The following is a 22820-nucleotide window of genomic DNA, read 5'->3' as shown; positions in this document are numbered from 1 at the left end:
AAATGAGTATGAAACATGACTATTGCATGGTTTTAAGTACAACCAGTAATGAAAAAAATCGAGATCAGATCATTAAAGGTTTGCTAGATGCCCAATTAGCCGCGTGTATTCAAACAATGCCTATTGAAAGCCACTACGTTTGGAAAGGGGAGGTTTGTACTGACAACGAATGGTTGCTAGTCATCAAAACTCGTCGAGAACTTTATGAATTGGTGGAAGAGAAAATAGAAAACCTGCACGAATACGAGGTCGCTCAAATCGTACAGGTTCCAATTGTTGATGGGTTTAACCCTTATTTAGAATGGTTGAGAGAATCGACGTTGAGCCGACATTAAGAATAACGACAACACTGCACCAACGGTATCGCACAACATATCTTTCTGGGCGTCCCATATGTCACCTTGCGAGCCCAGAAAGGCAATTCCCTCATCGCCACCAGCCAACTCCGCATACCACCATTCGATAATCTCATAGCCAGCAGCAAGTGACATGATAGCAAACAAAGCAAACCAGCAAGAGAACGCCTTGTTGAACCGTTTTTTGTTTATCAAGTATTCAGCGATCGGATATGCGTAAAGGCCAATTGAAAAGTGCGCAACGCGATCAAAATTATTTCGCTCTGAACCAATCATGTCGTTAAACCAGTCAAACGGCACTTCGGAGAACGTATATTTCGCACCGATAGTGTGCAAACAGAGCCAGATGAACATTAAAAAGTAAGCCGTATTACTGAACTGATAGCGAATCGAAATCGCCCAAATAGCAACAAGAATACCAATCGCCGGGATAATCTCCGCAAACCAAACTGCACGTGAGTTAGGTTCCAACGCAGAAAATAAAAACACGATGGCATAAAAAATCGTTAATCCTAAGAGTGTCGAGGTGCTTTTCATAGAGTTATTTGATCCTTCAATTTATCTTACAGTGGGACTCCATAGATTGTGTTAATGATTGCACTTAATTGAACGGTGTGCAATTGATATTTTAATGGGTTTTTTGATCACTGAAAATGTTGATTTATTGGCAAACTGCTCAACATTAAAACGTTTGCGCGTGCACTTTTCATTAAAGTTTGATTTACAACATGCCCATCCATAGAATCCATGATTCAGTCTAATAAAAAAGAAGTAAAGCCATGAAACTGGAAACTGTCGATTATCTTGCTGACGATGCTGCTCAACAGTTCGTTACCTCTCTACGAGAAACGGGGTTTGGTGTGTTGAAAAACCACCCGATTCCACAAGAGCTTGTAGAGTCAATTTACAAAAACTGGCATGAGTTTTTCTGTTCAGATCAAAAGAATGATTTTCACTTTAACGTAGACACCCAAGATGGCTACTTCCCACCTTCTGTGTCTGAAGTGGCGAAAGGGCACAAAGTGAAAGACATCAAAGAGTACTTTCATGTTTACCCTTGGGGGCAGATCCCAGAGCAGCTTAAAGCTGAAATCTTAGAGTACTACGAGCGTGCCAATGCATTTGCTCAAGAGCTATTAGGTTGGGTTGAAGCGTACGCACCTAAGGACGTTCAAGAGAAGTTCTCTATCGCGTTGTCAGAAATGATCAATAACAGTGACAAAACATTACTACGCGTGCTTCACTACCCACCGATGACAGGCGAAGAAGAGCCAGGCGCTATTCGTGCTGCTGCGCATGAAGACATTAACCTGTTAACGGTTTTGCCTGCTGCTAATGAACCTGGACTGCAAGTAAAGAGTAAAGAGGGTGATTGGATCGATGTACCATGTGACTTCGGGAACTTAATCATCAACATTGGTGATATGCTTCAAGAAGCGTCAGGTGGTTATTTCCCTTCAACGACTCACCGTGTAATCAACCCTACGGGTGGCCGTCAAGAAAAGTCACGTATCTCATTACCGTTGTTCCTGCATCCAAAGCCGGAAGTGGTGTTATCTGAGCGCTACACTGCACATAGCTACCTTATGGAACGTTTACGTGAGCTAGGGGTTATTTAACCTTTACGTGATCTCCTTACAAAGGCCGATGGTGAATGACTATCGGCCTTTTTGCATTTATGCTACAAAGTGGAAACTATGTTTTTTGTGCCGTGAATGGGGCCCTAAACTCGTGTCAGAGAGGATGAATGGAAGGACAACGTACTGTCAATAGTATTGAGCCTCATGCAATAGAAAATCCGCTGCTTTGGCCAATGTTAGAAATTCTGAGAAAACAGCCCTCTAATTGGAAAGTGCACACCTTGGCAAGCTCGTTGGGTGAACAAGGTTATATTTCAAAGCTGGACGACTCTCCCGATAAGGATTTATTCAAAAGAAACTTCCTGATCATGAATGCATTATATCAACTGCAAGACACTCTGTATCCGGATAGCTGGCTTCAAGTCGAAGCCATGGATATTCAGCTCATGTCTTCGATGGAAGCTTTGAGGCATAAGATCGATATTCATGATCCTTTGCGTGAGTATTACTTAGATTGGCGCAATTACGAAGCGGACGAAGATGAAGTGCGTCGACTGTTGAATGAATTTTGGACAACTTATCAAAAGTTCATCGGTGGTTCGTCAGTAGCCAGCGTAGATAAGACAAAGGCACTGTCACTATTTGAACTTAACACTGACGCTACGCCTGCGGAAATTAGAAAACAATGGCGAAAACTCGCGCTTCGTTGGCATCCTGATCGAGAAAATGGCGATGCAGAAAGATTTAGAGTTCTTTGTGAAGCGTGGAATGTACTGAGAAACGAATGATTCGCTAAGAATAAAGATAAAGGAAGGCAGCTAACTATAGCTGCCTTTTGATTGAACTGTCTCTGTCAGCGTATCAAAACTAGCATGATGACTTAAACTGAGATTTTCGCATGCGGTTGAGGGCAGCCATAACGTCTAGTGTGCGTGGTTTGGCTAAGTCGCCTTGTTTAGGAAGAGCGGCATGCCACTCACCAGACAGCATTTCTTCAATCTCCTTCGCCGGATGATTACACCAACCTGGAAGTTGAGCAATTTGGAACCATAACCAGCCAATTGTGTTGACTTCATCGGCTGACTCTATCTGTTCCAAAGCGCTAAGATCAGTAAACTCTTTACCAAATCGAAGTGACTCTTTGCCTTTCGCATTCACACGGAACTTGCCGTCAGTCAGAATATTCATCAACGCAACGCGGTTCAGTGCTCGAGGTGGGAAGGTCTGTAAACGTTCTTCTGACTCGTTATGGCGTTGAGTAGGGTGCTGAGCGATAACTTCTTTCGCTTTTTCAGTCACATCAACGGCTTGGTAGTCGTGCATTTGAATGACGGTATCGGCAACGTCTAAGTAGTCGCCCGACCCACCCATAACGATAATGGTAGAGATATCAAGATCATCTCGTAATTGACCAATGCGGTCGACGAGAGGAGTAATTGGCTCATCACCTTTTGCCACCAATGCCTGCATACGCTCATCTCTAATCATGAAGTTGGTAGCAGAAGTATCTTCATCAATCAATAATGTGCTTGCACCCGCTTCAATAGACTCTTGAAGCCAAGCGGCTTGCGACGTTGAGCCTGATGCGTCTTGAGTAGAAAAGTCCGCCGTATCTTTACCCATCGGTAAATGGTTGATGTAGTTCGACAGGTTCAAGTGGTGTACGCATCGGCCATCTTCGGCACGAATCTTCATAGCCTTGTTATCGGCAACAATGTATTCGCGGCCATCTCCTGGAATATGATCGTAAATTGAACGCTCTATTGCATTTAATAAGGTAGATTTACCGTGGAAGCCGCCACCTACGATCAGTGTGATACCTTTTGGAATTCCTAATCCTGTGACATGGCCCTTGTTTGGCGCATGTAAAGTGGCTTGTAGAGATTCAGGGGCTTTAAACTCAACGGCTTCTTTCATTGGAAGGTCGCAATTACCTGCAATTCGAGGAAGAATACTGCCGTTTGCGACAAACGCGACTAAGTTATTGGCCTCTAACTGTTCTCGCAGGGCATCTTGGTCTTCAACAACTTGGCAGTGCTTAATTAAAGCGGCTTTGTCGAGTTCACGCTCTAAAGTTGCTCGACGGATAAACTTAGGCAGGTGGAAAGTCAGTATGTTGTTGGCTTTTTTCCCCAATACTGAACGACCTTCAGCCGGTAAGTTAACTCGAAAACGCAGTTCAATACCTTCTTCAGTAAACAACACCGCGGTGCTATCCAGTACAGTTTGGCCTGTCAGTGAAATTGATACTGAGTTTTCTTGTTTAGCAAACTGTTCAAAACTACGCGCAATAAAATCACGTGCACCTCTTTGAAATGCAGGAGACTCGTCTCTTAGCCACTCAAGACCAGTCAAAGACCATGCGCGAGTCGCACGAAAACGTGACGCCGATGCATAAGGGTCACCCTGTACATGATCGATAAACAAAGTGAAATCAGTGAAGTCGTATTGACCTTTGATTTGCTGATAAGCTCGGTAGTTCTGCTTTTCAATTTTCTTAAGCGTGGCAGTCAACTGATCCATGAAGATATTGGCCTTTTAATAGAAGCGGGCGGCGATTATAGAAACCACCGCCCTCATAGTAAAGAGAATGCTTAGGAAGAGTAGGCGTATTGCCCGCCAGAAAGGCGCTGATTAAACAAACTTTGCTCAAATTCATTACAAGGCATAGGTTTACCATAAAGAAAACCTTGTCCGATATCACAACCCTCACCAATAAGAAACTGCTCTTGTTGGTGGGATTCAATGCCCTCGATCACTACTTGGAGTTCCAGTTTTTTTGCAATGTGTATGATTGAACAAATGATCTCGCGATCATCATCTGACTTTTCCATTTGCTGGACGAAGCTTTTATCAATTTTGATGGCATCAAACGGATATTTCTTTAAATAGCTGAACGAGGCATATCCTGTACCAAAATCATCAAGTGACAATGTCACACCTAGTTTGTGCAACTTATTTAACGTTGTGCGTGCTACTATTTCATCGGCAATTAGAGCGCTCTCGGTTACTTCGAGTTCGAGAAAGTGTGCTGGCAAATGGAAAGTGTCGAGTAGGTGTTGCACTTGTTCTGCAAAATTTACGTTTTGTAATTGAATGGGAGAAACGTTGACGGCAATTTTGAAGTTATCGATTAACTCAGACCATTGTTTCGCTTTGTCTATCGCGGTACGCAGAACAAAAGAGCCAACTTCAAAGATAAGCCCGTTTTGTTCCGCCATATGTATCAATGCTTCGTTGGAAACGTCGCCAAGTATTGGATGTCTCCAGCGAAGCAAGGCTTCTGCGCCAATCCATTTACGTGTTTTGGAGTCTACTTGAGGTTGAAAGTACAACACTAAATCGTCGTTACGCACTGCTTGTAAAAGGTAACTTTCCAGTTCATTGTGACTATTGAGATCCGCCGAATGATTTTCTCTAAAATAACTAAAAGGTTCGCCGGATTCTTTACATAGAAGCATCGCGTAACATGCATGTTGAAGGATACGCTTAGCATTGCTGCAATCTTTGTAAGCTTGAACTATACCGATATACGTGTGCAAATGTATTTCTGTTTTGTTGAAGACAAATCCATCTACGCTAATTTTAGTGATATCATCTAATAGTTGATTTAACCGAGCTTCAATATCCTCTCCCCAAATCAATAAAACCATGTCATTCGAACTTGGTCTACCAGTGATAAATCCGCTAGCACCGTGTCTGGTTAATCTGGAGTGAAATTCTTTTAAAATGTTGTCAAAGACCTCGAACCCGTGCCTGGTCTGAATACTGCGAGCGTTACTAAAACCAATGTTGATGACCACAAGCGATTGCTGATCACTATCAAGGGACTGTAAGGTGTATTGGACAATGTTCTCAAGTGCAGAGCGATTTAGAAACCCAGTCCCCTGATCATGTGTTTTTTGGTAGCTCACTTGTTTTTCCGCGGCTTTACGGCGATCAATTTCTTGTGTTAAGGAGTAACTTAACTGGGCTAAATCCGTGGTACGATTTTCAATTCGACTCTTTAGCTCGGTGTTAAGTCGCTGAAGTTTATGTTGTTGGTACACAACTGAAAGCTGTGCTTCGATTGAATCTTTGAAAGTTTCAAGCAACTGACGGTAACTATCGTTGTACTCGTTTCTCTCAGAGTCAAGCATACAGATTGTTCCAAATGTCTCCCCATTTGGCCAGAATAGCGGTAAGCCGCAATAAGAAATCATGCCTAGTTTGATGTCTGGGTTATTTTGCCATTCTTCATCTTCAAGCGCATTGGGGATTACAAGCTCGCCTTTCTGTTCTATAACTTGCTCGCAATACAAACCGTTACCAAGCAGCTCTGCATCGCCAGTACGATAAGGATTACCTAGAGTTTCGCTAGATGTATTTACTTCTATGCGATCCGGATGGATACGCATAATTAATGTGGTGGGTACGTGTGTTATTTGAGCCAGTAAGTTGACGATTTCCTGCCAACTTCTTCGCATAGACTCAGGGATTTCGTAGTCTAATGTTTGCAATCTCCCCATATAGGTCATCCTTTACGTGGTTTCACTTCCTGTGAATTAAAAATGCAGACTGCTCTATTTTGTTCTCGCTTTTTAATTAAGTATAGGGTGGCTAGGGCTCGAAACAAAAAAAAGTCCTGAAAAGTGTTCAGGACTAGGAATAGTTGTCACATATCTCATCCTTGAAACAGGTAACAAGTATCAAGGCTTAAGCGACATTAACGATTCAATAGAAATGTCTTGCGAATAGTCGACATCTTCAAAGTTAAAGCCATTGAGCTTCATAAACTCATCTTTAAAACCTTGGTAATCACCAATCTCTTTAAAGTTTTCAGCATTCATCTGTTCTAAAAGAGCGTGGACTTCTTGTTGAACTTGCGGTTCAAGTTCCAAGTCATCTATTCGAATCAAGCGTTCGCCGTCAACTGGCACTTTCTCTTGATCGTATAACTTCGTAGTAAACAGTCGCTGCATTTGTTCAATACAGCGTTCGTGAGTACCTTTTTCCTTCATCACTCGATAAAGCGCTAACAGGTAGGGACTTAGCGCAGGGATGAATACACTGGCTTTCGTCACCAACGCCTTACACACGGTTGCGTAAGCACCGCCGTCAAAGTTGGCGAGTTTGAGGTTTAATGAATGACTGGTTTGGTGTAAATCGATTTTCGCTCGACCTAACGTACCATCGAGATAAATTGGGTGCGTAATGTCAGGGCCCATGTAAGAAAAGGCGATGGTTTTGCAGCCGTTTGCGATAGAGTCGTTATTGATGAGTGTGTCAATCCAGCTTTCCCAGTCTTCTCCGCCCATTACTTTAATGGTGGCATTGGCTTCCTCTTCTGTTGCAGGCGTTAAGGTGGTTTCTATCCACTTATCGTTCTCGAGCATGATAGAAGCGCCAGTGACAGGTTCACCAATAGGTTTAATGACACTGCGCCAAAACTCATCAGATTCAGGTTTAGGTCGAACACCGGTTGCCAAGCTATAGATGACTAAGTCAACTTCACCCTCAAAGTACGTTTCAATGGCTTCAATCACTTGATTGCGCACCGAACCAGAGAATGCATCGCCAACAATATTTATTGCGGTACGCCCGGCTTGATTTGCTTCTTGCTTAAAAAAGACGTTGTTATACCAACCCGCACTCCCACCCCCTTTCTCTGAAGGGCCACGCTCAAATGAGACGCCAATGGTATCGGCGTTAGCGCCACCGAACGTTAGGGCTATTCGTGCCGCTAGGCCGAAACCAGAGGAGGCACCAATAATCAAAACCCGTTTTGGGCCTTTTTTGATCTGTGGGGCGTGCTTTACGTATTCAATTTGCTCTTTAATAGATGCATGACACCCTTTGGGGTGCGCAGAGCGAGCAACAACACCTTGAATTAACGGTTCTATTCGCATGTTGTTATCTATCCTCGATGAGTGGAATTGAAAATAGATTAACGTAAAGTTACGTAAAACTTATTGAGCTAGACCATTAAAATTAGAGATGTTTAATTAATTCTTGAGCAACGAAATCAGCGATCCAAGGTTGTGCATCTGGTTTTGGGTGAAGGCCATCATCCATCATCCATTCTGGTTTGGTGACAACATGCTCTAAGAAGAATGGCATCAAGGCAACTTGTTGATGCTGTGCAAGCTTAGGGTAGATATCGTAAAACATATCGCTATAGCGCTTACCATAATTAGGTGGAACCCGAATTTGCATCATGACAACGTCCGCACCAGAATCTTTTATCATGGTAATCATTTTTGAAAGATTCGACGTAATAAGTTTAGGAGGGAAACCTCTTAGGCCATCGTTGGCACCTAACTCAATAAGTACCATGTCAGGGCTATGCTGAGCTAGCAACTGAGGTAACCGTGCTAAGCCATTGCCGGTTGTATCGCCAGAAATGCTGGCATTAATAACTGTTACATCTTGACCATGTTCTGACAACGCATCAGGGAGTAAGCTAGGCCAACTCTCTTCGATCGGCATCTGATAGCCTGCACTCAAGCTATCACCCAAGACAAGTAGCTTTTCGCTCGCATGTGCAGTAGCGGAAAAACAAAAAAATAGAACTAAGGAAAGTATACGAATCATGCAAACACCTGTACTTAATGCACCTATTGTTCAAGCCAATTTGGTTTCTAAACAAGTCTCTACTAATCAAGAACAATTAACAATCCTCAAAGACGTAAATGTTGACATCCGAAAAGGAGAAAAAATCGCCATCGTCGGAACTTCCGGTGCAGGTAAGTCAACATTGATGACGTTGCTAGCTGGTCTTGATACGCCGACATCAGGCGAAATTACTTTATTAGGTCATGAATTATCAAAACTGGACGATGAAGCACGTGCGAAAATTCGGGCTGACTCTTTAGGTTTCGTTTTCCAAAGTTTCTTGTTAATCCCGAGTTTGAGTGCATTACGTAATGTCACGCTTCCTTGTCTTTTACGTGGTGAAGCCGAAGATGAAGCAAGAGCAGCGGAATTATTATCTGCTGTTGGATTGGAAAAACGAGTCGACCATCTACCAAGCCAGTTATCTGGTGGTGAACAACAGCGAGTTGCGCTAGCGCGTGCATTTATGACACAGCCTGAACTGTTGTTCGCAGACGAGCCTACCGGCAATCTTGACCATCAAACCGCAGACAAAGTGATTGAGCTGCTATTCGATCTTAATGAACAGCACGGGACAACTCTGATTTTAGTAACACACGATGGTCACCTAGCAAGCCGATGTGACCGTATCTATCGTATGGAGGCGGGTGAGCTTAAGGAGGAGATATAATGTCTGCAGTATCATCAAGTGAAGCAACATCCACAGAGCAAAACAGTACAACACAGCACTCGCCGAATAAAAGTTTGATACGCTGGAGTTTCGGCGAAATAAGGCAGGGGAATCTTTGGCCTATTAGCGTTGCTCTTATTCTCGTGATTGCGAGTATCTTTGCGCTTTCTGCATTAGCAGAACGAATGGAGCAGGTGATCGTCAAGCAGGGGAAGGACGCATTAACGGCAGATGCGGTGTTTGTGTCTGCTAATCCCATTCCGGACATGTTGTTAGCCTCGACTGAAAGCCTTGAACGTTCGACGATGACACGCTTTGCCACTATGGCATTTAGCGATAATGGTATGCAGCTTATTTCTGTAAGGGCGGTGGATGATAATTACCCTTTAATGGGAGAGCTCGTTCTTGAAAATAATCCAGCCGGTCGCGTTAAAGAGAACCAACTCTGGCTTGATGAGCGGATTATGACTCAACTAAACGTAAAATCAGGTGACAGCGTCACGATAGGCGATGCCGAGTTTACTGTATCAGGCGCAGTATTGATGGAACCAGGCTTGAGCTTTAATCCATTTCAGCAAATGCCTTCTGCATACATTCATCAAAGTGACGTAGATAAAACAGGAGCAATTCAAGTTGGGAGCCGAGTTCAATACCGTCTGTTTTTACAAGCCGATGACAAAACACTAAAGAGCTTGCAAGATGATACGCAGCTTTCTCCGAGCGATCGCTGGCGCACGCAAGATACTGCCAGTCGTAGTAATGAGGTTTTTGAACGCACGACGCAGTATCTGTCGTTGACCGTAGCGATTGTCATCATTATGGCGGCGACAACATTGGTTCTTACTTGTCAAAATTACGTGAACAGCCGGACACAAACTATCGCGATGTTGAAAAGTCTTGGTGCGAGCCGCCGATGGATTGAAAAGTGGTTATTTATTCAAGTCACAATCCTTCTCATTAGTGCCAGTGTCGTCGGCCTACTGCTAGGGAGCGGGTTGGAGTATTTATTACGCATTCCACTCAAAGACTTATTACCCGATCCACTCCCTAGTTACGGCGTCACACCATTTTTGGTGGCATTTATCTCTGCAGTCTTGATTACTGTTCCCGCTCTCGGTATACCATTGTTAGGCTTGATTAAAACTCCCGCGTTAGAAGTGCTACAGCAGGGCAAAGCGCAACGTTCCTGGAAGCGAATGTTACTTGTTCTAGTTCCCGTTGTTCCATTGCTTTTACTGTATGCAGATAACACCTTAGTTTGGATCGTGCTCACTGGTATAGCGGTACTGTTTGTGGTACTCGCAGCAGTTAGCGTCACACTCACAAAGCTGTTTGCACGTGTGTCAACCCATCCTGCAATGAAGCTTGCGTTGAGTCGTATCAACCGGACGCCAGTAACCAGCGGTCTACAGTTTGGTGCTTTGGCATTATCTTTGATGTTGCTGTCTATCATTTGGCTTGTGCGCAGCGATATTCTCGCTGATTGGGAGAGAACCTTACCTGCAGACGCGCCAAATGTGTTCGCTTTAAACATTGGTGATTATGAGCTCGATAACTACCTAGAAACCCTAGATAAAAATGGAGTTACGCGGTCACAAGCTTATCCAATAATTCGTGGACGACTAACAGAGATTAACGGTCAAAATGTTAAAGAGGTTGAGTACGAAGGAGAAGGTTCTGACGCGATACGTCGAGAGCTAAACCTGACATGGGGAGATACCCTACCAGAATATAATGACGTGCTTTCGGGTGAATGGACAAACAAAGGGAGTGTATCTGTAGAAGCGGATGTAGCAAATGACTTAGGCATCAAACTCGGTGATACGCTGCGCTTTGTAATAAACAGTCAGAATTACGATGCAGTAGTAGATACCATCCGTCATGTCGAATGGCGTGACATGAAGCCTAACTTTTATTTTATTTTCTCATCTGACGTGATGGCTAATTTACCTGGTTCTTACCTCATCAGTTATAGGATTGAAGAAGGAAATGAAGCGTTGTTGACGTCAATGTCACGTGCTCACCCAACGGTCTCTGTTTTAGATATCCGAACTATGGGCGAGAAAATTCAGGCTTTGATTCAGCAAATCGTATCAGCAATCACCATCCTTGCTCTTTTAGGCGTTGTTGCTGGTCTGCTGCTCATCTTTACGCTACTGAGGTTAAGCTTGTCCCAACGCCAACAAGAGATTCGTTTGTATCGCACATTAGGTTCAAGTAAGAAACGGATCAACACAACCCTGTGGGCCGAGTACGGAATTATGGCGTTGATTGCTAGTGGTGTTGCGGTATTCGCTGCGGAAGTTTGTGTGGCCGCAGTCATGACATATGGGTTCGATCTCAATGCACAAATTCACCCCGAATTGTGGATAGCTTTACCGCTTGCAACATTTGTTACGTTGGCACTTGTAGTGATGAGTTTGTTGAAAAGATTGTTAACGCCAGTAAACACTTAATCGCAGCGAGTGTTATCAAGTTTGGAACACTCCATGACACTTTTATTTTAGTTATCCACAAAAACAGTGGATAACTTTTGGGATAACTAAATGGGGTAAAAAGTGGGGTGTTTCTGCAGGCTTTGCGCCATGGGTCTTACAGTGAAATTCTTATTCACATAGACACAAAAAAGTGTCTTCTTAACCATGTCGTCAAGTACTTTTTCGCAAATTTTTTCTACTTTAATGCACTTTACAGGCGCTGTTGGATATTTCGCAAACCCATGAACTTTTTGTGATTTTAATCAAGTCCAAACACGAGTAGAATCCACCGTTAGTAAAGAATTTTCCTTATAAAATTTTTAGTGAAGCAATGAAGTCTGAGTTTCCAAGTTATAAAGATAAGCATATCGCTGTTGTTGGTGGCGGTGTAGCAGGTGCAACAGCAGCAATTCATTTTGCGGAGCTGGGTTTTAAAGTTTCCGTAATAGAGAAGGGCGTATCACTAGTAAATGGTCCACCCATTTGTCATTTGCATGCTGGTGGTAATTTATATCGAGAGATTTCCGAGCAACAATGCTTAGACTTGTTAGCACAATCTATCGATACTGTTCGCCTGTATCCGCTTTCACTGAATATTCGTCCGACAATCATCGCGGTTCCTCATTCCGATGGTGGAGACCCATCCACACTAGTTCCGCGATTAGAGGTTGTGAAAAGTGCTTATCAGACGCTCGTTGATAAAGATGAGAGTAATAAAGTGCTCGGCGAGCCAAGCGAATACTACAAACTGTATTCAAAAGCGGAGCTAGAAGCTCTCGCGCAACGTACTCAACCAAGTCATCCTACAAACTTCGATGAGTGGTGCATTCCTTTTGCTCAACATGCTGATCTTGAAGCGCTAAAGTATCCTGTTGTCGCAGTTCAAGAATATGGTTGGAGTGTTTTTCGCCTCGCCGCAATTGCCAACTTAACACTAGATACGCTTCCTAATGCTTCGGTCTTCACACAAGCAACGTTTAAGCAAGCCGATTGGATGGGGGAACACTGGCAACTTGGCTATGAACGTGAAGGTATCGATTACCTGATGACATGCGACTACTTGGTTAACGCGTGTGGCTTTGAAACAGGCTCAATTGACAACACAGTTGGTGCCAAGCGTGACAGGTTGGTGGAGTTTAAAGCCGCTTACGTTACGAGGTGGGCAGACTGTCAACAACAATGGCCAGAAGTTATTTTTCATGGCCCGCGTGGAACCGATAAAGGAATGGCTCAATTGACGCCTTATGGCGATGGTTACTTTCAACTTCATGGTATGACAAAAGGAATCACGCTGTTTGAAGATGGTTTAGTGGAGAGCACGAACTCATCTGCTCAACCTGAACTGCCTATGCCTTTACTCTCGAAGATCCGTAACGGCTGGAGAGAAGAAGTGTTAGAAGAGCGAACGAACAACGCCATCAAACACATGGCACAGTTCATTCCCGACTATCACTCTGCTGTAAAAGGAGGAAAAGCATTATTTGGCGCTCAGCAAATTCCCGGAACAGACCCAGTACTCAGAGCGGCAGATGTGACTTTTGAAGATAACCACTACGCGAGAATAGAGGTGGTAAAAGCGTCATCGACACTACTCGCAGCGCAAAAAATGCTTCAATTCTGGTTTGACATCGATCCTAACCAAAATGTGGAAACACAGCATCCGGTCGCTGTGAAGTGGTCTGAACAAGAGGTCGAGCAGTACGCGATTAAACTCACTCAAGAGCGAGGCTATCCACAAGCTTTAGCAGTGCGTTATGGTATGCCTGCATAATCGGCTGTGTTTGGGCTCAGTGGTTGTATTAATACCCAAAAAACTGAGCCCATTGGCACCATACTTCTTGCAAGCCTAGTCTATCTCCTTTCACAAAATTGACTTTTTGTCCGGGTTTCGCCTGTGCCAGTCTAGGTAAGTCAATACGAGCTACGCAGCCAAATTTAGGATACCCGCCAATAGTCTGGTGATCGTTGAGCAGCACAATAGGGTTACCATCGCTAGGTACTTGAATTGAACCTAATGCAATTCCCTCTGATAGGACGCCTTCGTAAGGTGGACGAATGTTATTGCCCTCAAGACGGTAGCCCATGCGATTCGAATTTGGGGAGATGATGAATGCTTTGTTATAAAATGCTTGGCGAGCGTCTTCATCAAAGTCCTCGTTCTGATAGCCTTCAATCACTCTCAGCTTAATGGGTAAGTTGTAATCTGGCTTAAAGCGAAACGTCATTTGCCTTGGTTTACGTTTCGGTAAGTTATGAGGGACAAAGGGAAGAATATCACCAGCTTTCAAAGCGCCACCATTTGAATCATAACCACCTAGAGATTCTCGCAAGACGGTCGATGCGCTTCCTAAGTGCTGAGCAACATTGAATCCACCTTTAACCGCTAGGTAGGAGCGAAGTCCATTCCTTGCGACTCCGAACTGAAGCTTCTGTCCTTTTTTCAACGTAAAGTCAGACCAATTTGAAATAGGTTCACCATCTATTTTCGCATTTAAGTCACCGCCACATATAGCAAGGTGGCAGTTATGCAATGCAATAAAACAAGCGTTACCCAGAGTAATTTCAATCGCAACGCAATTGACTACGTTACCAAGCAAATGGTTGGCCCAACTGTAAGCATAGTCGTCGACCGGGCCACCTTGAGTCACACCGACATGCGCTAAGCCAAAACGACCAAAGTCTTGAACTAAAGAGAGCGGTCCTGGCTTTTCCACCAGTAATCCACCGTAACTCATAGTACGCCTCCTAAATCGATAAACTCTTGTTTTGAAATAGCATTAAAGGTGACCTTGTCACCCACTTCAAACGGTATAAAAGGAGGAGAGTCGGAGAAGAGCGCAAGCGGGCTTTTACCAATAATGTTCCATCCGCCAGGACTATCTGATGGATAGACGGCCGTTTTAGAGTCTGCGATTCCTACACTTCCGGCCGGCACTTGAGTTCTTGGTGTGGCAAGCCTTGCCATGTGCAATTGAGTATCAACGTCAGAGAGAAATGCAAAGCCTGGAGCAAAGCCAATTGCAGAAACCGCGTACTCGGTTTTCGTATGCAGGGTAATAAGATCGTCTAATGACAGACCTCGCTTTTGAAAACGAGATAGATCTAACGCGGTTTCTTCAGAGTAATATACAGGGATAGTAATGTGATTCGGCTGGGAAAGCTTAAGTGATTGAGTATCAAACTGGCTCACGATTTGTTGCAGCTCATTGACTAAGTTCTTTTCGTTGATTCGAAAAGGTAAGTAATCAATGAGAATAGTTTGATAGGAGGGGACAACGTTCATAACAATTGAAGCGAAAGTTTCTCTTATGCTGCGAGCAAGCTCTCCGACTGCATTTTCAGAAATACTCTCATCAAACTTAATGAAAATACTGCACTCGGAGATCAAAGAGATATTAAATTTCTCTTTATGCATTAATTTCCTCCAGCGTATAGGCTTTGGCGGATCTTTTGGATCAGCGCGATCGACTCTTCATTGTCACCATGAACACAAATTGTGTCGGCTTCCAATAATATGTAACCGCCTGAAGCGGTTTTGACACGCCCAGAGTCAGCTAAGGTCCGGACTTGATCAAGTATCGCGTGCTCGCTTTTTAACACGGCATTGGGCTGTGTTCTAGGAGTCAGTAAGCCGTCATCTTGGTATAAACGATCTGCAAATGCTTCAAATAGCAAGGGAACATCATAATCGTCTGCGATTTCTAAGTATTTTTCATTTTCCTGTGAAGCTAGGATCATTAACGGTACTTTGAACAGTGCTGCCGCCTTTACTACCGCTCTAAATATCGCATCACTTTTCATCATGTCGTTGTATAGAGCACCATGAGGCTTTATGTAACTGATGTCTGTGTATTGCGCCCGGCATAATGCTTGTAAAGCACCAACCTGATATATAACCATGTTCGTAATTTCATCACCCGTCATGCTTATGCTTCGTCTGCCAAAGCCTTGTAGGTCGGCGTAACCTGGGTGTGCGCCAATATCAACATCGTTGTCATTCGCTAGGGTGATAGTGTCGTGCATGACATTAGGGTCGGAGGCATGAAAACCACACGCGATGTTCGCCATATCAACATGGGGCATCACGTCTTCATCTGCGCCCATACTCCAAGAGCCAAAGCTCTCGCCCATATCACAGTTCAATGTAAGTTGCTGTTTATTCAATGTCATACGTTTTATTTCTACACAAGCAATGGGTTTACGATGCAGGAAAATGCATCTAGGTTCAGTGACTCACTTCATTCTTCTATCATGAAAACGAGGCTTTTTGAGCAGATAGGTGACGAAAAAGATCACGTTAGTCCATAAAGATGTTGCCGTTATTTGAGTTGATCCGAATTTTGAGGTATTTCGTTTCTTTTCCATCCAATTTTTGAGAATTTAAGGTTATTTTGCATTAGCATCGTGTTAATCTTGTCGCCCTTCATGGGTGATAGATTGCATAATGGTTCTTCTGTCATTTTTGTGGTTGTCTGCGACAGGAATATATATGTCATTACGAGCGAAGCTTATTTGGCCTCTTCTGGTCTTTTTAACGGCTATCTTTGTTATCTCAAAAGGTTACACCTCGTATACTGTATACCAATCGTCTAAGCATGAACTGGTCGAGCAGACAAGAAAGCTGATTAACAATGTTTCTTTCTCAATTAAAGATGCGCTGACAACAAAGGACAAGCAAAAAGCTCAAACTATTCTCGCCAACTTTTTAAACCAGCCAAATGTAACGCGGGTCAAACTTTACGACCAAGATGACCAACCATTCGCTGTTATGGAGATAAGTGGGGCACTAGCACCCGTTCCCAGTCAAACCGAAAGAAGTAGGTTGCACGCTCTAGGCTATGCCTTATCAACCAAATTTCTTTATGTTCTAGAGCCGATTATCCATGATGGCTATGTCATTGGTAGCATGAGAGTTACGCTTTCTCATCGCCCAATTGTAGAAGCCATACAATCTTCACTTCAAGATGGCGCTTTACTTCTTCTGTTTCTGATCGCTGGTGGCACTGTTTTTTACATAAGTATCGAGAGGCTTGTTCTCAAGCCCGTGATGGAACTCAACCGCGTAATAGAGAATGTGACACACGGACGAAACACGGAACATCAAGCTCGCTATTACGCCAAGGATGAAATTGGAGACCTCGCGAGCTCTTTCAATCAAATGATGAATAGGTTAACAGTACGTGAGAAGCAGCGGCAACATTCGCTAGACACACTAGAACAAAAGCGCGCATTTTCAGAAGAGGTTATCGAATCTGTTCAGCATGCATTAGTTATTACAGACAATTCCGGACGTGTTATTCATTGTAATACGGCGACCCAGCAAATATTTCAAAAAAAATTAGATGAACTTAAATATGCCAATATTCGTGATCTAATTAAAACCAAAACACCGAATGAGCTGAGTCAGATCCTGAGTCGAGGCCTAGAGTGCGATGATATTCACCTCAAAAATGCAGATAACGAACAGCAGTTGAGCCTAACCAGTCGTCGCCTCTCGACACATGAATACTTACTGTTTTCGATTCAAGATATCACCGAAATTGAAGAAGCCATAAACCGGCAACGTGTTGCGGGACGCGTTTTTGAAAGCAGCCAAGATGGTCTCATTGTTCTTAATCATCGCGGTGTCATTACGATGGCAAACCCTGCCGTCACTAAATTAGTCGGCTTAGAGGTGGATCAGCTTATTGGGAAGTCATTCATCCAAACGCTAAAGTGGCGCAAGTTACAGGAAATGATGCCTAGTATCATCGAGTCGATAGAAAATTATGGCGTTTGGCAAGGTGAAGTTATCGAGAAGAACCATATTGGTCAGTTTGTACCGATGTTTGCTCGAGTCAATCGTATCGTTAAGTGTGAAGACTATGGTTTCTATGATCTGGTTATTGTTCTTACCGACCTTTCCGGCGCAAAAGAGATGGAACGATTGGAGCATTTAGCTCATCACGATGCTTTAACGGGGTTAGCCAATCGATCTAAGTTCCATTTAGAGTTGGAACAACTAGTACAACGCTCTGGATACTTGCGTGACGAATTTGCAGTTTTGTACCTCGATCTGGATGGATTTAAAGAAGTTAACGATACCTACGGTCATGATGCAGGTGATGAAGTTTTGAAAAAAGTTTCCGAGCGTCTAACATCTGCGACGAGACATAGTGATTTAATCGCAAGACTTTCTGGTGATGAATTTGTCATGTTGGTAAATCCCGCCAATCAAAAAGTGGTCACCCGAATAGCAGAACAGTTGCTCGAGAGCATATGTGCTCCAATTGAGTACAAAGGTCACTTACTCAAAGTTGGCGTTAGTATCGGCGTAAAATTAGTCGGCGTAAATGAGCGCGATGCTACTCGAGTTTTAAAAAGTGCGGATACGGCAATGTATCAAGCAAAGAAAGCCGGAAAAGGCCAAGCAATATTAATGGGATGCGAATTACAAGAGACAGTTTAAATCGTAACGTCAAAGCTTTAAACTAACCCAATTCGCGTCAGAAGGAATAATAAAATGAAAGTACTCGTTACGGGTGGTATGGGCTATATCGGTAGTCATACGTGTATTCAAATGATCGAAGCTGGCATGACGCCAGTGATTCTAGACAACCTGTACAACAGTAAATCTACGGTATTAGATCGAATTGAAAAGGTATGTGGTGTAAAGCCAACCTTCATTAAAGCCGATATCAGAGATAAATTGGCGATGGTAGAAGCACTAAAGTCGCACAATATTGAAGCTGTTATCCATTTTGCAGGTTTAAAGGCCGTCGGTGAGTCTGTAGCAAAACCTTTAGAGTATTACGACAACAACGTTAATGGCACTTTAGTATTGGTTGATGCAATGCGTGAAGCCGGAGTTAAATCGTTGGTATTTAGTTCATCAGCGACTGTATATGGTGATCCTGCATCTGTACCCATCACAGAGGACTTTCCAACTAGCGCAACTAACCCATATGGGCGCAGCAAATTAATGGTAGAAGAGTGTTTGACCGACTTCCAAAATGCGAACCCTGACTGGAGCATTACACTTCTTCGTTACTTTAACCCGGTAGGTTCACATCCAACAGGCGAGCTAGGTGAAGATCCTCAAGGTATTCCAAACAACTTAATGCCGTTTGTTTCTCAAGTTGCGGTAGGGCGCAGAGAGTTCCTTTCTGTGTTTGGTAGTGATTATCCGACCAAAGATGGCACAGGCGTACGTGATTATATTCATGTAATGGACTTATCTGATGGTCACGTTGCTGCATTAGAAAAAGTAGGTAGCAAAGCTGGCCTTCATATCTATAACCTCGGTACTGGTAACGGCTACAGTGTACTGGACATGGTGAAAGCATTTGAAGCCGCAAGTGGTAAAGATGTCCCATACCAACTTGTTGAGCGTCGTCCAGGTGATATTGCAGAGTGTTGGGCGGATCCATCAAAAGCGATGAATGAGTTAGGTTGGAAAGCAACTCGCACTCTAGAAGAAATGACTGGCGATACATGGCGCTGGCAGTCTACTAACCCTCAAGGTTATCCAGATGCCTAATCTTTAATTTACATAATAGTAACAAAAAGGCGCGTGATTGCGTCTTTTTTGATCCTAATCGGAAAAAATCGTAAATTACTGGTTAAAAGGTAGCAAGTATATATAGAGCTGTTAAACTATGCCCGACTCTTAATTTGGGTTATAAATTTTCTCATAGCTATTGGGGTAGTTCATGGAACTCGGTCTGATCATCACTTTCATCATTGCAGCAGCAGTAATGGTGAAAAAAGAGATGGCAAAACAGTAAACTTTCATTTTTCATACTTTTCTTTACATTTTTGAAATGAAAGCCATAAAAAAAGCCAGCATTACGCTGGCTTTTGTGTTTTTAAGGTTTAGAACTCGTATTTAACACTAATGTTGTAATTACGCTCAGCTTGCGTTTTGTCTCGACTTAACTCAGTCTTACCGCGAACATCGTTCCAAAGATGGTATTCTTCATTCGTTAGATTCATAACACCAGCACGAATGGTTATATCTTTCATTGGTTTGTAGTACGCCGTTAAGTCAACGACTGTCGCAGACGGCAAAGCAACTTGGTCTTTGATTCCGCCTTTATCACCATCAGAGTTGATATCACTGTTCGATTTCTTAGCCGTGTAGTTTACTTTTAGGCTTGTCCCCCAAAGTGCATTTGGTGAATCGTAATTTACAGCAGCTACGGCATTCCATGGGTTTACACTGTTCAAAGGATTACCATCACCATCTTCACCTTCTGTGTATGCTGCAACAAAGCGAGTTGTCACGCCTGATGGAAGACCAGCAATAGCATGCCAATCAAGACGGTTAGAGAGCTCAACCCCTTTAATGTTTGCTTCACTAATATTGATATTTGTGAATTCAGTTAAACCACCATTGTTTGATGACGTTTGCTCAATAAAGTCACTGTAATCACTGTAGTAGAACGCTACTTCAGTTGCCGACGCTGCAGTGTTATGACGGTAACCAAGCTCATAAGACAAACTCTTTTCAGATCCCAAATTTGGGTTAGGGCGGTTGGTATAGCCATGAGCCGGATTATCGTAGGTGTAGTAAAGCTCGTCGAACGATGGCGCTCGGAACCCTTGGCTCACTTGCGCGAAGATCGTGCCTGGTTGCGATATAGAGTAAGTTGCTCCTAAACGACCAGTTAATGCAGAGTCGCTAAACTTCTCGAATGACTCTTCAGAAGTATTTGAAGGATTAGTAGAGAAGTAATCGTAACGCACACCTGGAGTCAGAATTAGCTTGTCATTAAGAAGCGAAATTTCATCTTGCAAGAATAAACCAAAGCTTTCTTCTTTTGCATCCGGTGTGTAAACGTAAACAGTATCTGGCGTGCCAGGATCGGAATTAAACTCGCGATTGGTATTACTGATGTCACTATGTTTGTACGATATTCCGTAAACAATATAGTGATTTTGAATCTCTTTATCTAACTGAGTTTCGAATTCAAATTTGTCTTCAGTATATTCGTAATCTTTTTTCTGTTGGTTGTCACCACTAGGCGGTACGTAAGGTGGGTAACCAGGGCTGGCTTCGATAAAGCGATTAGAGACGCCGTTTTCTTCTTTACCAATCCATGTAAGCTTGGACGTGAGCGTATCCGAGATAGCTGCATCTGCAAACCAAATGTGCTTGAGCCCAATGCGATTTTGCTTGGTTGTGTCTTCAGCGTTGAAGTTTTTGTAACTTTTATGTGCGATCTCTGAGTCAGTCTCGTTGTAAATAACTTCTCCCAAGAACTCCAAGCGATGAGCGTCATTCAATTGAGATTGAAGTTTTACCAATAGATCGTTTTTGTAATAATTTTGGTTGTCCACAGAATAGTTATCGTAAGGCGCCTTAGAGAAATTTTGTAGCTCTGCACCATCACGGCGTGTAAAGGCTATAAGTGCTTCTGTATTACCGAAACGCTTTGCTAAAGCTACATGCTCACTAAAAGAGTTATCTTCCGATGAATAAGAGAGTTTAGCTTGACCACCAAAGTCTTTACCATCTTTGAGGAAATCCTTCGGATCTTTTGTTTCGAATGCGACAACACCGCCAATTGCATCACTACCATGTAGGCTAGAAGCTGCTCCTTTAACAATTTCGACACTCTTTAGCATATCGGGGTCGACAGTAACGGCACTAGAATTGATAAACGAATATGGTCCACCGCTGAATACACCTGGTTGAGATGCACCGTCTACTAAGATTTTAACTCGTTTACCTTCCATCCCGCGAATGTTAATACTTTGGACGCCTTGGCGTTGAGTGCCATTAACAGTAACACCTGGCGTATACTCGAATAGGTCATTCAAGTCCTTTACCATGTTTTCTTCGATGTCTTTCTCTGATACAACAGCAACAGAAGCAGCAACAGTGTTTATGGTTTGGTTGGTACGGGTGGCCGACACAACGACTTCTTCAAACTTAGAAGCTTCTTCCGCATAAGCAGTATGGGAAAGGGCAACTAAAATGGAGGCTGACAAAATTGATTTTTTATACATTGGCTTCAATACCTTAGATCCATAATAGGTAACAACACGCGGATATTAATGGATCTAAATGGTAATTACTATCATTACCATTGTCATTTATTGGTTTGTATTGAATCTTCTTCTTTGGCTATGAGCATTCCTAGTCTTTAGTTATCAATATGTTATATTATTTGTCGTTAGTTCTTGATAAGTTCATACAAATACAACGAATGTGATGGATATCACATTAAGAGAGGCCATGTGCAGAGTCCAATTACGTTAGAAGCACTCCATATTCTAGATGCTATTGATCGAAGAGGGAGTTTTGCTGCTGCTGCGAATGAGTTAGACAGAGCCCCGTCATCGCTGAGCTATCAAATCCAGAAACTCGAGCAAGACTTAGACATTATTATCTTCGATCGCTCTGGTCACAAAGCCCATTTTACTGAAGCAGGTAAGCTTATTCTTGAAAGAGGAAGAGCCATTTTACAAGCCAGTGAAAAGTTAGTGAACGATGCAACGTTATTGGCGAATGGCTGGGAACTGGATATTACCATTGCCTTCGATGGCATTATTCCTATATCCAACTTTTTCCCGATGGTTGATGCGTTGGCCGAGGTCAGCTCAACTCGAGTCAGGCTGCAAGAGGAGATTCTGGCTGGTAGCTGGGAGTCGTTGAATACGGGGAGAGCTGATTTACTGATTTGCCCATCACTGGATACGCTTCCTCAAGAAGTTAAGTCAGAAAAAATTGGTAAAATGAGTATGTATTGGGTAGCTTCCGCTGATCACTATGTTCACAAGCGTAGTGGTAAGTTTGATGAAGCAGCGCGAGAAAAGTATCGGATTATTGCTATTGCAGATACCGCACGTGAGCAACCAGCGCTCTCAATTAATATCATTCAAAAACAGCCTCGCTTGACCGTCACCAACTTTACGGCAAAAGTAGAAGCGCTCACTGCAGGTTTAGGTATTGGTACATTACCAAGCCAAATTGCACAACCTCTTATTGATAGTGGTGTATTGAAACGAATCGAAGGCACTGAAGAACAGCCGATGGATATTATTTTGGCATGGCGCCGGAACACTATGGGTGAGGCAAAATCCTGGTGTATTCAGTACTTAAAAAAGAATTGGAAACTAAAGTAACAACGTAACTTTTACTTCTTAGATTCCCATT

General features: G+C 43.2%; 18 protein-coding genes. 9 read left to right on the top strand and 9 right to left on the bottom strand.

Translation table 11 applies throughout. From position 1 onward, the window contains the following. The first annotated feature begins 2 nt into the window (after positions 1-2). A complete protein-coding gene (gene cutA, locus R7P35_RS03995) occupies positions 3-335 on the top strand; it encodes a divalent-cation tolerance protein CutA (RefSeq protein ID WP_017634166.1) in 333 nt (110 codons plus the stop codon). Here the strand turns inward: cutA and R7P35_RS03990 are convergent. Beyond that, complete coding sequence (locus tag R7P35_RS03990) at positions 297-893, bottom strand: DUF2238 domain-containing protein (protein ID WP_005376330.1); 597 nt, start codon at positions 891-893, stop codon at positions 297-299. The two genes, cutA and R7P35_RS03990, sit on opposite strands and share 39 nt — an antisense overlap. Positions 894-1135: 242 nt before the next feature. On the opposite strand from R7P35_RS03990, the gene R7P35_RS03985 reads away from it, so the two are divergent. Together R7P35_RS03985 and R7P35_RS03980 are read left to right on the top strand one after the other, a co-directional pair. Further along, positions 1136-1975: an isopenicillin N synthase family dioxygenase gene (locus tag R7P35_RS03985; protein ID WP_005376329.1), complete on the top strand. Its 840-nt coding sequence runs from the start codon at positions 1136-1138 to the stop codon at positions 1973-1975. Positions 1976-2103: 128 nt separating this feature from the next. Further along, positions 2104-2724 (top strand): DNA-J related domain-containing protein, encoded by a 621-nt coding sequence (locus tag R7P35_RS03980; RefSeq protein ID WP_005376328.1) that lies wholly within the window; start codon positions 2104-2106, stop codon positions 2722-2724. 79 nt (positions 2725-2803) lie between these two features. Here R7P35_RS03980 and R7P35_RS03975 read toward each other — a convergent pair whose 3' ends face one another. From R7P35_RS03975 to tesA, 4 genes are all read right to left on the bottom strand, one after another. Next, on the bottom strand, positions 2804-4459 hold the full coding sequence (locus R7P35_RS03975; RefSeq protein WP_025767781.1) for an ABC-ATPase domain-containing protein: 1656 nt from the start codon (positions 4457-4459) through the stop codon (positions 2804-2806). A gap of 71 nt (positions 4460-4530) precedes the next feature. Beyond that, positions 4531-6444, bottom strand: a complete 1914-nt coding sequence (locus R7P35_RS03970) for a sensor domain-containing phosphodiesterase (protein ID WP_017634164.1) — start codon at positions 6442-6444, stop codon at positions 4531-4533. A gap of 180 nt (positions 6445-6624) precedes the next feature. Then, on the bottom strand, positions 6625-7824 hold the full coding sequence (gene fabV, locus R7P35_RS03965) for an enoyl-ACP reductase FabV (protein WP_025767779.1): 1200 nt from the start codon (positions 7822-7824) through the stop codon (positions 6625-6627). Positions 7825-7906: 82 nt separating this feature from the next. Beyond that, positions 7907-8509 (bottom strand): multifunctional acyl-CoA thioesterase I/protease I/lysophospholipase L1, encoded by a 603-nt coding sequence (tesA, locus tag R7P35_RS03960; protein ID WP_025767778.1) that lies wholly within the window; start codon positions 8507-8509, stop codon positions 7907-7909. Here tesA and R7P35_RS03955 point away from each other — a divergent pair. The 3 genes from R7P35_RS03955 (at position 8508) to R7P35_RS03945 (ending at position 13448) form a co-directional block, all read left to right on the top strand. Beyond that, positions 8508-9200 carry an ABC transporter ATP-binding protein gene (locus R7P35_RS03955; protein ID WP_025767777.1) on the top strand — a complete coding sequence of 231 codons (693 nt, stop codon included), beginning with the start codon at positions 8508-8510 and terminating at the stop codon, positions 9198-9200. The genes tesA and R7P35_RS03955 overlap by 2 nt on opposite strands. Beyond that, a complete protein-coding gene (locus R7P35_RS03950) occupies positions 9200-11656 on the top strand; it encodes an ABC transporter permease (RefSeq protein ID WP_042520861.1) in 2457 nt (818 codons plus the stop codon). Before R7P35_RS03955 ends, R7P35_RS03950 begins: the two co-directional genes overlap by 1 nt. 352 nt (positions 11657-12008) lie before the next feature. After that, positions 12009-13448, top strand: coding sequence for an FAD-dependent oxidoreductase (locus R7P35_RS03945; RefSeq protein WP_042520863.1), 1440 nt, complete (start codon positions 12009-12011; stop codon positions 13446-13448). Positions 13449-13476: 28 nt separating this feature from the next. Here R7P35_RS03945 and R7P35_RS03940 read toward each other — a convergent pair whose 3' ends face one another. From R7P35_RS03940 to R7P35_RS03930, 3 genes are read right to left on the bottom strand one after another with little or no spacing between them, the layout of a single operon-like run. Further along, positions 13477-14412 (bottom strand): biotin-dependent carboxyltransferase family protein, encoded by a 936-nt coding sequence (locus tag R7P35_RS03940; RefSeq protein WP_005376316.1) that lies wholly within the window; start codon positions 14410-14412, stop codon positions 13477-13479. Continuing rightward, on the bottom strand, positions 14409-15092 hold the full coding sequence (locus R7P35_RS03935; protein ID WP_005386313.1) for a 5-oxoprolinase subunit B family protein: 684 nt from the start codon (positions 15090-15092) through the stop codon (positions 14409-14411). The genes R7P35_RS03940 and R7P35_RS03935 overlap by 4 nt, the downstream gene beginning before the upstream one ends. Continuing rightward, positions 15092-15847: a 5-oxoprolinase subunit PxpA gene (locus tag R7P35_RS03930; protein WP_318091685.1), complete on the bottom strand. Its 756-nt coding sequence runs from the start codon at positions 15845-15847 to the stop codon at positions 15092-15094. The genes R7P35_RS03935 and R7P35_RS03930 overlap by 1 nt, the downstream gene beginning before the upstream one ends. 319 nt (positions 15848-16166) lie before the next feature. Here R7P35_RS03930 and R7P35_RS03925 point away from each other — a divergent pair, with 319 nt between their 5' ends. Together R7P35_RS03925 and galE are read left to right on the top strand one after the other, a co-directional pair. Beyond that, the gene (locus R7P35_RS03925; RefSeq protein WP_017634155.1) at positions 16167-18125 is read left to right on the top strand and encodes a diguanylate cyclase domain-containing protein; all 1959 of its coding nucleotides are present in this window, start codon (positions 16167-16169) and stop codon (positions 18123-18125) included. A 54-nt stretch (positions 18126-18179) separates the two neighbouring features. After that, a complete protein-coding gene (gene galE, locus R7P35_RS03920) occupies positions 18180-19196 on the top strand; it encodes a UDP-glucose 4-epimerase GalE (RefSeq protein ID WP_005376309.1) in 1017 nt (338 codons plus the stop codon). Positions 19197-19531: 335 nt separating this feature from the next. Here the strand turns inward: galE and R7P35_RS03915 are convergent, their stop codons facing one another. Then, on the bottom strand, positions 19532-21670 hold the full coding sequence (locus R7P35_RS03915; RefSeq protein ID WP_042520867.1) for a TonB-dependent hemoglobin/transferrin/lactoferrin family receptor: 2139 nt from the start codon (positions 21668-21670) through the stop codon (positions 19532-19534). Positions 21671-21901: 231 nt separating this feature from the next. Here R7P35_RS03915 and R7P35_RS03910 point away from each other — a divergent pair, with 231 nt between their 5' ends. Continuing rightward, complete coding sequence (locus R7P35_RS03910) at positions 21902-22789, top strand: LysR family transcriptional regulator (RefSeq protein WP_017634152.1); 888 nt, start codon at positions 21902-21904, stop codon at positions 22787-22789. The last annotated feature ends 31 nt before the right edge of the window (positions 22790-22820 follow it).

The organism is Vibrio sp. Vb0304 (assembly GCF_033338995.1).
Lineage (GTDB): Bacteria > Pseudomonadota > Gammaproteobacteria > Enterobacterales > Vibrionaceae > Vibrio > Vibrio alginolyticus.
The sequence above is the reverse complement of the archived record's forward strand: the minus strand, read 5'-3'. Positions and strand labels throughout refer to the sequence as shown.